This window comes from Geotalea toluenoxydans JCM 15764, assembly GCF_001311985.1.
Classification (GTDB): Bacteria; Desulfobacterota; Desulfuromonadia; order Geobacterales; family Geobacteraceae; genus Geotalea; species Geotalea toluenoxydans.
The window spans coordinates 1-14,309 of sequence record NZ_BBCJ01000004.1; the positions used below are offsets into that span (position 1 = coordinate 1).

The 14,309-nt window shown below is 53.3% G+C and carries 15 protein-coding genes, 2 pseudogenes and 1 CRISPR repeat array; of the genes and pseudogenes, 10 read left to right on the forward strand and 7 right to left on the reverse strand.

What is annotated here, in order from left to right:
• Positions 1-28: 28 nt before the first annotated feature.
• Positions 29-1,120: a CRISPR direct-repeat array (repeat unit 36 nt; unit sequence AGTGTACTTAGGAAACGGTTCTTCTTCAACAACAAC).
• 78 nt (positions 1,121-1,198) lie between these two features.
• The 3 genes from JCM15764_RS21450 to JCM15764_RS03210 all read right to left on the reverse strand — a co-directional run bounded on the left by JCM15764_RS21450 (position 1,199) and on the right by JCM15764_RS03210 (position 3,770).
• The gene (locus JCM15764_RS21450; RefSeq protein WP_243688251.1) at positions 1,199-2,440 is read right to left on the reverse strand and encodes a methyl-accepting chemotaxis protein; all 1,242 of its coding nucleotides are present in this window, start codon (positions 2,438-2,440) and stop codon (positions 1,199-1,201) included.
• Positions 2,323-3,285 (reverse strand): HAMP domain-containing protein, encoded by a 963-nt coding sequence (locus JCM15764_RS21455; protein ID WP_243688252.1) that lies wholly within the window; start codon positions 3,283-3,285, stop codon positions 2,323-2,325. Before JCM15764_RS21455 ends, JCM15764_RS21450 begins: the two co-directional genes overlap by 118 nt.
• Positions 3,286-3,560: 275 nt before the next feature.
• Positions 3,561-3,770 (reverse strand): GSU3473 family protein, encoded by a 210-nt coding sequence (locus JCM15764_RS03210; RefSeq protein ID WP_054692559.1) that lies wholly within the window; start codon positions 3,768-3,770, stop codon positions 3,561-3,563.
• Between the two features lie 233 nt (positions 3,771-4,003).
• On the opposite strand from JCM15764_RS03210, the gene JCM15764_RS03215 reads away from it, so the two are divergent.
• The 10 genes and pseudogenes from JCM15764_RS03215 to JCM15764_RS03250 all read left to right on the forward strand — a co-directional run bounded on the left by JCM15764_RS03215 (position 4,004) and on the right by JCM15764_RS03250 (position 12,268).
• Entirely contained in the window at positions 4,004-4,432 is a 429-nt protein-coding gene (locus JCM15764_RS03215) for a hypothetical protein (protein ID WP_054692562.1), read from the forward strand.
• Positions 4,433-4,434: 2 nt separating this feature from the next.
• A complete protein-coding gene (locus JCM15764_RS25965; RefSeq protein ID WP_279384238.1) occupies positions 4,435-4,563 on the forward strand; it encodes a hypothetical protein in 129 nt (42 codons plus the stop codon).
• Between the two features lie 53 nt (positions 4,564-4,616).
• Positions 4,617-4,799, forward strand: coding sequence for a hypothetical protein (locus JCM15764_RS03220; RefSeq protein ID WP_243688253.1), 183 nt, complete (start codon positions 4,617-4,619; stop codon positions 4,797-4,799).
• 994 nt (positions 4,800-5,793) lie between these two features.
• A complete protein-coding gene (locus JCM15764_RS03225) occupies positions 5,794-6,729 on the forward strand; it encodes a TolC family protein (RefSeq protein ID WP_054692567.1) in 936 nt (311 codons plus the stop codon).
• Between the two features lie 11 nt (positions 6,730-6,740).
• Positions 6,741-6,878, forward strand: a complete 138-nt coding sequence (locus JCM15764_RS21460; protein WP_243688254.1) for a hypothetical protein — start codon at positions 6,741-6,743, stop codon at positions 6,876-6,878.
• Positions 6,875-7,405 carry a hypothetical protein gene (locus tag JCM15764_RS03230; RefSeq protein WP_054692570.1) on the forward strand — a complete coding sequence of 177 codons (531 nt, stop codon included), beginning with the start codon at positions 6,875-6,877 and terminating at the stop codon, positions 7,403-7,405. The genes JCM15764_RS21460 and JCM15764_RS03230 overlap by 4 nt, the downstream gene beginning before the upstream one ends.
• Positions 7,399-8,406, forward strand: coding sequence for an efflux RND transporter periplasmic adaptor subunit (locus JCM15764_RS03235; protein ID WP_243688318.1), 1,008 nt, complete (start codon positions 7,399-7,401; stop codon positions 8,404-8,406). The genes JCM15764_RS03230 and JCM15764_RS03235 overlap by 7 nt, the downstream gene beginning before the upstream one ends.
• A gap of 132 nt (positions 8,407-8,538) precedes the next feature.
• Positions 8,539-10,179, forward strand: coding sequence for an efflux RND transporter permease subunit (locus tag JCM15764_RS25970; RefSeq protein ID WP_054692575.1), 1,641 nt, complete (start codon positions 8,539-8,541; stop codon positions 10,177-10,179).
• Between the two features lie 11 nt (positions 10,180-10,190).
• A pseudogene (locus tag JCM15764_RS25975) lies at positions 10,191-11,616 on the forward strand (efflux RND transporter permease subunit).
• Between the two features lie 85 nt (positions 11,617-11,701).
• Positions 11,702-12,268, forward strand: a complete 567-nt coding sequence (locus JCM15764_RS03250) for a hypothetical protein (RefSeq protein WP_054692577.1) — start codon at positions 11,702-11,704, stop codon at positions 12,266-12,268.
• 84 nt (positions 12,269-12,352) lie between these two features.
• Here the strand turns inward: JCM15764_RS03250 and JCM15764_RS29255 are convergent, their stop codons facing one another.
• The 4 genes and pseudogenes from JCM15764_RS29255 to JCM15764_RS03260 form a co-directional block, all read right to left on the reverse strand.
• Positions 12,353-12,868, reverse strand: coding sequence for a DUF3443 family protein (locus JCM15764_RS29255; RefSeq protein ID WP_439645250.1), 516 nt, complete (start codon positions 12,866-12,868; stop codon positions 12,353-12,355).
• Positions 12,762-13,570 (reverse strand): annotated as a pseudogene (locus tag JCM15764_RS27740) (DUF3443 family protein). The gene JCM15764_RS29255 and the pseudogene JCM15764_RS27740 overlap by 107 nt, the downstream one beginning before the upstream one ends.
• On the reverse strand, positions 13,558-13,821 hold the full coding sequence (locus JCM15764_RS21485; RefSeq protein WP_243688256.1) for an Ig-like domain-containing protein: 264 nt from the start codon (positions 13,819-13,821) through the stop codon (positions 13,558-13,560). The pseudogene JCM15764_RS27740 and the gene JCM15764_RS21485 overlap by 13 nt, the downstream one beginning before the upstream one ends.
• On the reverse strand, positions 13,808-14,275 hold the full coding sequence (locus JCM15764_RS03260; protein WP_054692580.1) for a DUF2844 domain-containing protein: 468 nt from the start codon (positions 14,273-14,275) through the stop codon (positions 13,808-13,810). Before JCM15764_RS03260 ends, JCM15764_RS21485 begins: the two co-directional genes overlap by 14 nt.
• Positions 14,276-14,309: the final 34 nt, after the last annotated feature.

Here is a 14,309-nt window from a genome sequence, read left to right on the forward strand (position 1 = left end):
CCGCGTCAGCAAAACCGCCAATTTCTGCAGTGTACTTAGGAAACGGTTCTTCTTCAACAACAACAATGTGGTTGGTCTGATGCAATGGCTAGAAAGTGTACTTAGGAAACGGTTCTTCTTCAACAACAACACAGTCTCTAAGCTTGTAGCAAACCCTTGTTAGTGTACTTAGGAAACGGTTCTTCTTCAACAACAACTGTGTAAACAGAGAGCGGCAAATATAACAAGTGTACTTAGGAAACGGTTCTTCTTCAACAACAACAGGGTGATCTGATGCCCACTCAAAATTTCCAGTGTACTTAGGAAACGGTTCTTCTTCAACAACAACCCCTGTGGAGGCGTCCCAGGCCGGAATCCTAGTGTACTTAGGAAACGGTTCTTCTTCAACAACAACCCAACAAGATCAAGGCCGAGAGAAAGGAGAAAGTGTACTTAGGAAACGGTTCTTCTTCAACAACAACGAACTGAAGACCAGGCCGCAGCTTAACTACAGTGTACTTAGGAAACGGTTCTTCTTCAACAACAACTTGGCGCCGTTGTCCCAGTAGGCGGTCCAGAGTGTACTTAGGAAACGGTTCTTCTTCAACAACAACGGTCTCGGCGAGCTTTTCGTACTCCGCCAGAGTGTACTTAGGAAACGGTTCTTCTTCAACAACAACTGAATGTACGATACATCAACCAATGAGGGAAGTGTACTTAGGAAACGGTTCTTCTTCAACAACAACGGCGTAGATGGCGGCGGTGGACTTGCCCCAAGTGTACTTAGGAAACGGTTCTTCTTCAACAACAACCATGGGGCTTGGTGACCGCATTAGTGGCAAAGTGTACTTAGGAAACGGTTCTTCTTCAACAACAACTATGAAACCGGAACTGAAACCCCTTGATATAGTGTACTTAGGAAACGGTTCTTCTTCAACAACAACTTGTTGGCGTTGCGGACAGTTTGTTTTCAAGTGTACTTAGGAAACGGTTCTTCTTCAACAACAACACCTAACGAAAACTCAATCAATGCCGGAGCAGTGTACTTAGGAAACGGTTCTTCTTCAACAACAACGCTGCAATTACGCCATGCCTGATCTTCACCAGTGTACTTAGGAAACGGTTCTTATTCAACAACAACCATGAACGACCGCAACTGAACGCAGGTGTAAAAAAGCCGCCCCATTTACAGGGCGGCCTTTTTCTGTCTTTGGTCCGTTTATCTGGACTGGTAGCCGATTCGTACCGCACCCCAGTGCCTGTTGTCGATGATGATGGGGGCCGACATGTCGTTCATGATCTCGCCGGTATCCCGCATGTAAGTCTGCAGGATGAAGGGCTCTGTGTTCTGTGCTCCCCTGATGCCGGTGCGGTCGTCAAAGATTCTCTTGGTTCTGTTGGCGGTTTTGTCTGTCTCCGGATTGCCGGTGAGAGGCTTGGTGTAGCGCAGATTATGGGTCGGGCAATAGCCATGATCATCGACACAAATGGCAAAGTTGATATCCTCGCTGTCTGCCAGTAGTCGTTCCTGGATCGGAGAGATGGCCTGATCGAAAAAACTGTCGAAGCGGGTGGTAAACTTCTGGGGAGAGGCGCCGGGAATCGGCTTGTAATTACGATCGAAAAGATCTGAAATGGAAAGCCTGTTTTCGGCGATAGCCTTTTCCAGTGCTGCCACCACCTCATCCCGCAACCGGCAGGCATAACCCTTCATGGCGTCGTGATGGTTTCCCACGTTGAACTTGCCCACGGTAGTAAAGATATTTTCCGCCACCTCGGTGAGCTCGTTAAATGCTGCCCTGCTTTTTTGCATCTGCCCGTAAACCTCGGCAGCCGAGGACGACACATTATGGATGCTGGAGGCGATCTCGTTGACCGTCGCACTCTGTTCTTCCGTGGCCGACGCTATCTGGTTGATCATATCCGACGATTCGGAGGCGGAGAGGAGGATTTTTTCCAGACAATCCTTCGCTGCCAGCGATTTGTCCACCCCTTCCTCGACCCGCTGTTTTTCCTCAATAATTGAGGCTGCGGCATCCCGGCTTTCGCTCTGGATATCGGCGATGATCTTGGCAATTTCCTTGGTGGAAGCAGCAGTCTTTGCCGACAGATTCTTCACCTCATCGGCAACCACGGCAAATCCCCTGCCGTGCTCTCCGGCGCGTGCCGCCTCTATGGCAGCATTGAGTGCAAGCAGGTTGGTCTGGTCTGCTATGTCCTCAATGAGCACGATAATTTCGCCAATTTTCTTCGACGAGGTTTCCAGTTTCATAACAGTTCCCAGGGTTGCCGTCACATTTTCGTTGACCATCCTGATGCTGCTGCATGCTTCATCGACCACGGTCATTCCGTCGCTTGCCGCGGCATCGACCTGGGCTGAAAGCTCTGCCGCCCGATGGGTGTTACCGGCGACCACATTAAGGGTGGCCGCCATCTCTTCTGTGGCCACGGCAACTGACATGGCCTGCTCTTTCTGGGCGCTTGAGGCTGCTCGGTGCCTATAGTATCCCTGGAGACCATGCAGATGGAGACGGAAATGTTTCCTGCCTGTACATAAAGGGAAGCGATAATATCTCGCAGTTTCGAGATCAGATGGTTGATCTCCTCTGCCAGTGAGCCGATTTCATCCTGGGAGCGGATGGATATCTCCTTGGTCAGGTCCCCCTCGCCGCGGGCAATGACCCGCAGTTTATCGGCGAATTCAATAAGGTCTTTGATGATCGTCTTTTTGAAGAATAAATAGAGGGTGATGAGCATGGTCAGGAAGAAAAATATGCCGGCAGCAGTCAGCATCCAGGTAAGCTTGAGGGCACTGTTGAACCCTTCTTCAAGGGAGGTGGTGAGGACGATGGCCCCCAGGAATTTGGGCTCCGCATCATGGCACTGCTTGCACCGTTCCTCGTTGGGCACGGGCACCACAGATCTAAGGGTGTGAATGCCGTTTTCCTTCTGCTTCAGCTCCAGTGTTTTGCCGCTGGCCAAGGCAGCAACAACATCCTTATTGGCTGGTACTTCCAATTGTTCGGACTCTTTACCGTCGCCATTGAAGATTCGCATATCAAGGGCGAATTTTTTCTCCTTTATTTTGCTAAGGAAGCCCTCCACAGCCTTGGATTCCCCTTTCATCATGTACTCATCGATATTGTGGATGATAAACGCCGCCATGTTGCGGCTGTTTTTCATCTGCAGGTCCATGGTGGCTGAGTACTCAAGCCATAGGGCCAGTATGCCCATGGCGGCAAAGCCGACGAAAAGGGTAAGACCGATAATTCCGAGAATTTTGTGCAGGAGCTTTTTCTTGGGCATAATTCCTCGCAGAGCCGCAGCCATTTTAAGTATTTGTAGAGAGTTATCGGCGGCGCCATGGGAATCTTGAGAATAAAACGCAGTTTAATTAGGAGGGGTATAAGCTGCAGATTTGTGGGAATTGGTGCTGCAGAAGGTTTGTTGCAGATTGCCAGGATGTTGAAAATTATTGGGCAGTCGACCCCGCGAACTTCCTTCCCTTGAATGAAAGAAGGGTGCAATGATCTTGATGTGGACTCTTACGGCAGTAAGCCTAGCATTGGAGGCCTTCCTGGTCAGCCATAGTAGTCTTCCATCAGATCGTTTACCCTCTTCCCCGGCCCGTCGAAGGGGAGCTTCTGTCTGCGGACCGGGTCCCGGTCAAGGCGTGTCCAGCCATCGGACCGGCAGAAGGCGAAGATTTCCCCGTTTTTGATCAGGTGGCTCAGTGAAGAAGAATTTACAATATCGACGCTGCCGTCGCGATAGATGACATTGATCAGCATGGTAGATCTCCAGGGGGGGCAAGAATTAAATTGATCTAACATTTTAGAGTATACTAAATTTCCGTCAAATATCTGCCGACTTCAGTAATAAATAAAATATCCTCCCATTCTTTCGGTGATGCTAAATTCACTTCAGTTTTGCGGGGTTGTGCCGAAATAAACCATTAGAATTAACTACAGCATGGACCGGTTTGCCGTGTTGTGCTGAGAAAATCCAATAGGAGGAAAACAAATTGAAAAAGCTATCATTTGTTGCGGCCATGGTTATGTTGAGTGTGGCTCCGGCGTTCAGCGCCGAGTACCGCGAAATTCAGGACAACTCTTTCCTCATCGAAGAAGCATACAACCAAGAGGACGGGGTAATCCAACACATTTTCACCTACCAGCACATGAAGGGTGACAGCTCGTTGTTTACCTTCACTCAAGAATGGCCGGTGCCGAAACAGGATCATCAGCTTTCATACACCATCCCGGTCGAGAGGATCAGGGGGGGCGGACAAGACGACACAGGATTTGGAGATGTGGCGATCAATTACCGCTATCAGGCAGTTCTGAAGGAAGGCATCGCCTTTGCGCCCCGCTTCTCTCTCATCCTTCCCACCGGTGATGAGAAGAAGGGACTGGGAACCGGCACAGTTGGTTATCAGTCAACTTTCCACTGAGCGTGAAACTTGCCGAACGGTGGGTTACCCACTACAACATGGGCATTACCTTTACCCCTGACAGCAAGGATGCAGCAGGAGCCAAGGCCGACACGGTTGCGACTAACTACGGCGCAAGCGCAATTTTCTAGCCTCGAAAAATCTGAACCTGATGCTCGAAATAGTAGGAGGTACAGAACAGACCGTGCAGGGAAAAGGGGTAACCGCCGATGAACACTCACTACTCGTAAGCCCCGGGTTTCGGTATGCAATCGACATCGGCAAACTGCAGATTGTGCCGGGCGTTGCGTTTCCCATTGGTTTCGGTCCTTCCAAAGGAGAATATGGCGCATTCGCCTATCTTTCATTTGAGCATTCATTGTTCTGATAAATTAGTCGATACGAGTGGCAAAGCCTGTCAGGCACTATTTTTTACAGGCTTTGCCACTCTCGCATTTTACTGCTTGACACAGACGCTGCAAAAATTTAATCTCTTGCAATAGCTACTCATTAAAAGGGTTGAGGTCGTAAACACGCTTGAATTCGAAATTCAGAAAAATCACTGCATTAACCCTGATAATGGTAATGGCCTGTCTTTCCATCAATACCGTATTTTCTGTTGCCCATGAAATTGAGGAAGCAGGGTTTTCCACCCCCCACAAAATCTCAATAGGATTTTTGCACGTCGAAACTTCCGGTCACTGCCCGGTTTGTCCACCTGACGACCATCCCAGCACCGACCATGACCATTTCAGTTGCGACCATCACACCTACGTTTCTCTGGCAGCCCAAACCGCTTATCGTCTTCCCTTACCCCATGAACTTCCTCACCTCAATTTAGAATCTTTTCAATTCATCCCCGAAGTATTTCTGGCTATAGATACTCCCCCGCATAACCTCGCCTGAAGGCTGACACGCTACACATGCGCCTAAAACGACACTCTTCCTGAGGTCGTTCTGCGTCCAGTCCATAATTCTCGAAATACTACAACTTAATTCCCCGTAATTGTGTCAGTGGGCCTGGCTTTGGCCAGAATTACAAAGGCATTTCTGCATGCGTATTACCTTGCTGTTGGCTGAGGTAATTCAATGATGCTGATATTGGCACAGTTACGTGGTTGGATTCAGGACAAGTCATACCTTAGCGCAACCAGGGAGGAACAATTGAAACAGAGTGTAATGAAGCGACTAACGTCTGTCGTCGCAATGGCGGCAGTAATTTGTGCAGCAACGGCGCCACTTCGGGCAGAGGAATATGCCATTAATCTACAGGAAATCATCACCATTGCCAGGGAGCACAACGGGGAACTGAAAGCGCTCCGCCAAGAGTTGGGAATCGGCGACGCAGGCAAAATCAAGGCCGGCTCCATCCCAATCCTGTTTTGGATCTGGAAGGCGCCACCGGCGCCCTTACCGGCAGTTCGTCCGAAAACCGTCTGGGCATCGGCGTATCCCAGGAATTCTTGTTCGGTGGTAAACGTGAGAAGCGGCTGGCCGTGGCTGACTCCGAACTTGTACGGTTCGGGAACCGGATCAAGGATGCGGAACGTCTGCTGCTGCTGGAGGTGAAGACCGGGTTCTACAATCTTCTTCTAGTGGAAAGCCGTCTTGAGCTGGCACAAAAGTCCCAGGAACTGAACAAAGAATTGTTGCAGATTGCCAAAGAACGGCTGGCCGCCGGTGATGTTGCGGAACTGGATGTAAACCTGGCCAGGGTCGAAACCGCCCGCAGTGAAGGACGAAAAATCGAGGCGGAGCGCGAACTCGTGCCGGCCCGGCAGCAACTACTCTCGCTTATGGGGACGCCTGCCTTGACGGACTTGAAGATTACCGGCAATCCGGAGACGAAGCCGTCCACTGAAAATCCTGCAGAATTCAAGGCTATGGCCCTGCAAAATCGCCCTGACCTGGGAGCTGCTGAAGCGGAAAAGAACAAAGGTGAAGCTGAACTCTCCCTGGCTAAGGCCGAACGGGTGCCGAATGTGACGGCTGGAGTCGGTTTCAGCTGGGAAAGGTCGGAGACTTCCTTGGGAGGCCTCCAGGAGCAAGATACCGACTATCTGATCGGTCTGAAGCTCTCTGTCCCCCTTCAATTTTTTGACCGAAACCAGGCAGGCGTAAGAGAAGCCCAGGCCAGAAAAAGCAGTGCTGAAACACGCCAAGCGTTCGTCAGGCAGGGCATTGAGAGGGAGGTAGAAGCTGCCCACGCGCGTCTCGCCTCTGCGGAAAAATCTTTGAATATCTATGCCGAGGAAATTATCCCACAACTCACTGAGAACCTGAAACTGGTCCAGGAGCGTATCGCCTTGGTGAAGTAGGGATTCTTGCAGTGATCGAGGAACAGAAGAATTTTATCGAGGTAAATGACGGCTATCTTACAGCACTCTACAGCTGGAACACGGCGGTCGCAAAACTGGAGGCCGCGGTGGGAGTCGAATTACAGAAAGTGGACGGAGGAAATAAATGAGCATCTACAAAACTGCCATGAAATATATGGGTATAGTACTGGTCCTGCTGTTCACACTGTCAGGCTGTAATCACAAGGAACATGCGCCCGCCGCTGCTGCCGGAGACGAAGCCGAACCAATCAAGGTAACCGCCTATTCCGCCAAGAGCGAACTTTTTATGGAATATGATCCGCCGGTGGCCGGAGAAAAGACGGGCTTTCTGATCCATCTCACCAGACTTGCCGATTTCAAGCCGGTAACTGAAGGGGGACTGAAAATGGTATTCACTCCATCTGCCGGCGAACCGGTAACCTTCACCATGCCGGCCCCGACCCGCGCCGGTATTTACAAGGCTGAGGCGACCCTTGCCAATCCCGGGAAATATTCGCTCAAACTGATCACTGACGGGAAGGGATTCGCCGACGAAATCACGGTATCTGAAGTACAGGTATTGAACAAGGGTGAGAAACCGGCAGAAGGACATGCAGGCGGTAAGGGAGCAATTGCCTATTTGAAGGAACAACAGTGGTCGTGGACTTCATGGTAACCCAGCCGGTCAAGAAAGATCTGGGCAGCTTCGTTACCACGACCGGGGAGCTGGTGCCGGTGTCGAACGCCGAAGCAACGGTTGCCGCACCTTTGGCTGGCATTGTCTCGACTACCAAACAATTGCCGTTCATTGGGAAAAAAGTTGCAAAAGGTGAAGTCGTCGCCCTGATCGATCCTCCGATCAGGCCGGATGGCGGCATCGGCCAGTTGGGAGCGGCCTATGCCGAAGCAAAAAACCGGGTTGCACTTGCGCAAAAGGAGTACGACCGGGCCAAGCGACTCCATGACGCTAAAATAGCCCCGCTGAAAAGAGTGGAGGAAGCGGAGCTGGCACTTTCCAGTGCGAAGTCGGCCCTTGAGCCTCTTGAAAAATCCATGGGAAGTGTCAAGGGAGAAGGAAGTGGTCGGATTGCGGTGCGTGCACCGGTGAGCGGCACGGTGGTCGAGGTGACTGCCGGGGCCGGCAAAGGGGTTGAGGCGGGACAACCAATCCTGCGTATTGTCAATACCGGCACTCTCTGGCTCAAAGCAAATCTTCCCGCGAGCGAGATCGCCACAGCCGGCAAATCGCTCAATGCCACTTTCACCGTTGCCGGCTTGACTGATGAATTCAAACCGTCGCGTCTGGTGTCGGTCGGCGACATGCTCGATCCCCAGACCAGAACCCTGCCGGTACTGTTTGAAGTGCCCAATCAATCAGGGCGCCTCAAGGTAGGATTGTTTGCCAATGTTGCCATTCGGACCGGCTCTGTTGCCGGCGCGCTGGCCGTGCCCAAGGATGCTCTGATTGAAGACGAGGCCCGCTGGTTCGTCTTTATCCAGCCGTCGGGGGAGGCCTTTGATCGACGGGAGGTAAAGGTCGGCGTCGAAGATGGCGGATTTGTCCAGATAACCTCAGGTCTCAAGGGTGATGAGCGGGTAGTGACCCGTGGCGCCTATTACGTCAAACAAGCCGAGTCTGCTGCCAAGGGTGGCGCAGACCAGGGCCATGCCCACTAGATCCGGATTGAAGCCCCGATGACAATTTTTGTAGGGGCAACCCCAGTGGTTGCCCAATCAGGGCGGCCACATGGGGCCGCCCCTACAGATCGGTGTAATCCTGATTTCAGAGACAAACAAGGAGATACATTCATGCTCGATAAAGTAATCCGCCTGGCCCTGGAGAACCGGCTGATCGTCGTTGTGGCGTCACTGCTGGTGCTGCTGGTCGGGACCTATATAACCATGAAGATGCCGGTGGATGTCCTGCCGGATCTGACCGCGCCGACGGTTACCATCATCACCGAGGCCCATGGCATGGCCACGGAAGAGGTGGAGTCGGTCGTCACCTATCCGATTGAAAGTGCCGTCAACGGCTCCAGCGGCGTGCGCCGGGTCCGTTCTTATACGGTAGCCGGTCTCTCCACCGTCTGGGTCGAGTTCACCTGGGGAACTGATATATACAAGGCGCGCCAGGTGGTCAATGAAAAGCTGCAATCACTGGCCGGTGTTCTGCCTGCTGATGCGATTCCCCAACTGGCCCCGATCTCCTCAATCATGGGGGAGATCATGCACGTGGCCCTTGTCAGCGACAAGCATAACACCATGGAATTGAAAGAAACCGCTGACTTCGTTATCCGCAAGCGACTTCTGGCGGTACCGGGGGTCTCGCAGGTTTCCAATATCGGCGGTGACACCCGCCAGTATCAGGCCGAACTTGATCCGCAACGTCTGCAAGCCTTCGGCGTCACAGTGGGGCAAGTAATTACGGCGCTCAAGGGAGCTAATGAAAACTTTGCCGCCGGTGTTATGAAGAAGACCGGCCAGGAATACATGATTCGTGGCGTGGGCAGAGTCCGCACCACAGCCGATCTGGAGCAGGTTGTAGTGGCTGCCAGGGGCGGTGTGCCGGTTCTGGTTCGGGATGTGGCGCGGGTTGTCATTGGCCCGGCTTTCAGGTATGGGGACGCTTCGGCCAACGGCAAACCCGGGGTGGTGATCTCGATTCAGAAGCATCCTACCGCAAATACCCTTGAACTGACCAAGCGCCTGGAAGGGAAACTCGCTGAGTTGCAGAAAAGTCTGCCTGCCGGTATGAAGCTGGAGACCGACATATTCCGCCAGTCAGATTTCATCGAGAGGGCCATAGACAACATCAAGAAAGTTTTGACCGAGGGGGCGCTGCTGGTCATCGTCATCCTTTTCCTTTTCCTGGGCAATGTGCGGACCACCCTCATCTCTATCACCGCCATGCCATTGTCGCTGCTGTTTGCCATCTTTGCCCTGCGGATTTTCGACATCTCCATTAACACCATGACTCTTGGGGGAATGGCCATCGCCATCGGGGTCATTGTCGACGATGCCATCATCGATGTGGAAAACGTTTTTCGGCGTTTGCAGGAAAATCGCCTGAAACCGGAAAGCACACGATCCCCGTCGCGCATGGTGATTTTCGAGGCGTCGAAAGAGATCCGTGCATCCATTGTCAATGCGACCATGATCATTCTTATGGTATTCATGCCCCTCTTCTTTCTCACGGGCGTTGAGGGTCGGCTGTTGCGGCCGCTCGGAATATCCTACATGGTTTCAATCGGCGCGTCGCTGATTGTCGCCCTGACGGTGACCCCGGCCCTCTGCTCCTACCTGTTGCCACGGGCCAAATGCCTGGAGCGGGAGGAAGAAAGTGCCGCAGTTCGCTGGTTGCAGCGCCTCTATCGCCCCATGCTCAACCTGGCAATCAGCCGGCCTAAACTCGTGATTGCAGGATCAGTGGTGGCCTTTGCTTGGCAATGATTCCCTTGTCCATGACAGGCCGCTCCTTTCTCCCCGCATTTAACGAAGGGGCGCTGACGGTGGTTGTCGTTACGTCGGCGGGAACCTCATTGGAACAGTCGGCGGCCATTGCTCTGGAGGTGGAAAAAAAGCTGCTGGCACACCCTAACATCAAGAAAACGGCCCGCAGAACAGGTCGGGGTGATATGGATGAGCACGGCAAGGCGGCAAGCATGACGGAGATCGAGGCCAAGCTCGATATGAAGGACCGCAAACTTGGCGATGTCATGGCGGAAGTGCGCAAATCAATGGCCGGAATGCCTGCTACCATTACCTTCGGCCAGCCTATCGGCCACCGGATCGACCATATGCTGTCCGGCACCATGGCTAACCTCGCCATTAAGGTCTATGGTCCCGAGCTGTACCGGTTGCGGATTACAGCGGAAGAAATCAGGGGCGCCATTGCCGATGTTCCGGGCCTGGCGGATCTGTCGGTTGAACAGCAGAAGGACATCCCCCAGGTCCGGATCATTCCGGACCGGGTCCAGATGGCTCGGTATGATCTCACCATGTCTGGTGTTGCGGAGGCAATGGAGGCTGCCACCGCCGGCATGGCCGTGACCCGTACCCTGGAAGGAGATCGAGGGTTCGACGTAGTGGTGAAGTTTCCAGATACGGCTCGTGATAGTACCGGTTCCATCGAAAACGTCATGATCGACACCCCGACCGGGGTCAAGATTCCCCTGTCCACCGTAGCTCGGGTCGTTTCCGCCAAGGGGCCGAATACCATCACCAGGGAGAACGCTCAACGCAAGATTGTCGTTCAGGCAAACGTGGCAGGACGTGATCTGCGCAGTGTTTTTGAGGATGTCCGCAGCAACATCGAGCAGAAGGTCAAGCTCCCGGAGATACTACGTGGAGTACGGCGGACAGTTTGAGAGCGAGGCAGAGGCAACCAGGACAATCGGCCTGCTGAGTATCGTTTCGCTGCTCTTCATAATCCTGATCCTCTATATTGAATTCCGTTGTTTCAGAGATGCGTTTCTGGTCATGGTCAACCTGCCGCTTGCCTTTATCGGCGGCATAATAGCCGTCTATTTCACCTCAAGGGTCATCAGTGTCGCTTCGCTGGTGGGATTTATCACCCTGTTCGGCATAGCAACACGAAATGGCATTCTGCTGATTTCCCACTACAAACACCTGATGGAACAAGATGGGAAAACCTTGCAAGAAGCAGTGCTGCAGGGCTCTATGGAGCGTCTCAGACCGGTCATAATGACCGCACTGGCAGCCGGTCTGGCACTGGTGCCATTTGCCATTGCCGCCGACAAGCCGGGCAACGAGATCCTTTCGCCGCTGGCCATCGTAATTCTGGGGGGGCTGCTCAGCTCGACCGTGCTGAATATGGTGGTACTGCCCTCGCTCTATCTGAAGTTCGGAAAAGAGCAACAGAAGTAATGTCTGTGCCCCTCTCCCCATCGCGGGGGAGGGGCACACCGGTAATAACGGTTGACAGCTCGATTATTACAAGGAGACCCACAGTATGAAAACTGTGTTGCATTTTGCATGCATGATCATGATTGCAAGTTTACTGATCAGCGGATGTGCAAACAGCCGGGGGCTAATTGCGAAGGCATCGATTGGAAGTAAACAGGATGTCTTTACTGACGTGCTTGGTAAGGAGGTCCCGTTGGGTAAAGCTATTGCGGATATCAAATTTTCCGTCAAAAGTATTTCTTCACGGTTCCTGTGGTTTTACAACAAGCATAACGACCCTCCATTTACCGTTCATCTGAATATTGATGGTCAGGCAACGGTGCTTGAGACTGAGCCGGTCTTGGAAGAAATATCACCAATTGATTCCAACGTGCCGGAAAGTGGGACGGGCTGGAGATATCAATTCAGTAAGCAGATTGCCCTAGCTCCGGGCAAACACCAGCTTAGGATTGTGCTTCCAGTTGATGATGTAATTGTGGAGCAAGAAATTGTTCTGCGGGATGGTTTAAATAGGATCAACCTGAAACCCTTATACAAGAAGAGATTACTTCGTCCATATAAAGGTGAAAGTTTTACTGCTGGTGTAAAGTCGGTTGAGGTGGTGGTTCATTAGATTGAATAATTTCGATAACTACTCTGAAAATTCCGCACAGGGTCCATCAACGGACCCTGTGCGGCAGCAGGATTGAGATCTGTTTCAAAATGCCCAGAAGGGTCCCTCACCTAGATTGGTCCCTTTTCCTTCGATACCGATGAAGACATCCCTGCCCAGGAAGAAAGGGAAGCCCCAGTCGAAGATGTTGCCATGTGAGGGGCCGCCGATATTATTGAAAACCCTGTTTCCTGTGGCGGTGAGATTGAGGAAATTGCCGACCCGGAACGGGACCTCTGCCGTCGGGACGCCGGCCGCCGCAATGACCGTGGCGGAAAGGGGCAGTTCCTCTGGCGGACAGTACCAGGCGGCAAAGGGGGAAGGGCACGGGGGAAGCGACGGCTGGGCCGGCTGGGGGAAAAAGAGGCCATTGGAGCCGCTGTCGATGAAGCTGCCGTTTGAGACTCCATTGAAGACGGTGGTTATCTCCCCGAACTGGTTGACGGCAAAGGTCTTAACTGCCGTCGGTGTATTGTTTGGTTGAGTGCCGAGGCCGAAGATGAGACTGCCGTCTACCGAAGGCGCCCCTGTTGCGGAAACGGCTGGAAATCGGACGAGTATGCCGTTGTTGTCCTGGGGGAGGAAGGCGACCGGATTCTTCACCTGGTCGCAACGGCCACGGTAGTACCGACGCAGGAAGTGCCGTTGCAGGAAAAATACATGCCGTTGGCGGCAGCGTTGGCGCATCTGCTTCCGCAGTCCTGTGGGAACAGCCCGACCCCGAGTATGCCGTTGAACCCGGCTGTAGCCGGATCGGGATCGGCATCGAGCAGGCGGTGGAACGTGTGCCAAAGGAGGTATCAAAGACATGGATCGGGATGTTGATTGCCGGCTCGTTGCCGAGGGTGACGCTGGCCATGCGGATGGGACCCCACTCTGAGGTGCCGTCGGCAAATTGAATGCATTCGGCCAATGCACCGAGGCGCCTGGTGCGGCGGGCAATTCGAGCCCCAAGGGCTGCTTGAAAAGACGCAAGCCGAAACTTCCCGTATCCAGCAGGATATCGTTGATGGTTGTACAGGTGGTAGTGCCGGGGATGCAGACCGTAACGGCGACGCACGGTTTATTGGGATAGGAGTTGGCCGAACAGAGCGAGCCGTTGACGGTGACCGGCATGACATTGCGCTCGGCGACCCCGGCTACCCCGGCCGCGGAGGTTACAGTGAGAGTGGTCGAGCCTTGGACGTCGCCGGATGTTGCGGTAATGGCCGTAGACCCGGCAGCGACTGCTGTGGCAAGACCGGCGTTGCTTATTGTTGCCACAGCCGCATCTGCGGATGACCATGCGGCCGCAGAAGTGAGATCCTGGGACGTGCGTCGGAAAAGGTGCCGGTAGCTGAGAACTGCTGGGTCTGTCCCGTACTCAGGGAATGCGCCGATGGTGTGACGGCGATGGAGAGGAGAGCTTTCGGCGCTAGTGCTGCGTTGCTGTTTCCGCTGTCGCCGCAGCCACCCATGGCCAGAGCGAGAATAAGCATCAGCATGGAGCGAAAGAGCAGGTTATCGGATCTCATTGATGGTCACCCCCGCCGGCAACAGATCAGGTGCATAGGCGCGTCCCTGCAGGTTCCGCATGTGGCCCCATTTTTCGACGATGACCCTGCTGGAGGTTACCTGCAGGCTTCGGCGCCCCGGTTTGCGGGGAACCTTTTTCAAGGCCTGCTGATATTCAGAGGCGTAGGACCCGAGGAGATGGGTAAGATCGGGATGGACCAAGCCATTCCAGGCAACGGCAAAAACAATTCCGTCAGGTGAGACGTATTCCCGCACCGAAGTGGCTTCCGACTGTATCTCCTGTACCTCAAAGCCGTCGCCGGCTGACTTGGCAATCCGCAAGCCCCCGAGAGACTCTTTATCCGATGCAATGGAAGTGGCTGGTTCCCCCAAAACAGCATTTGCCGGCTGAACAGCGAAGAACTGCGCAGCCAGGAAAACAATTCCTCCCAAGAAAAAAAAGTGACTGGGCATGATAATCGTCCTCCGGTTGTCATGTGTGGGGCTG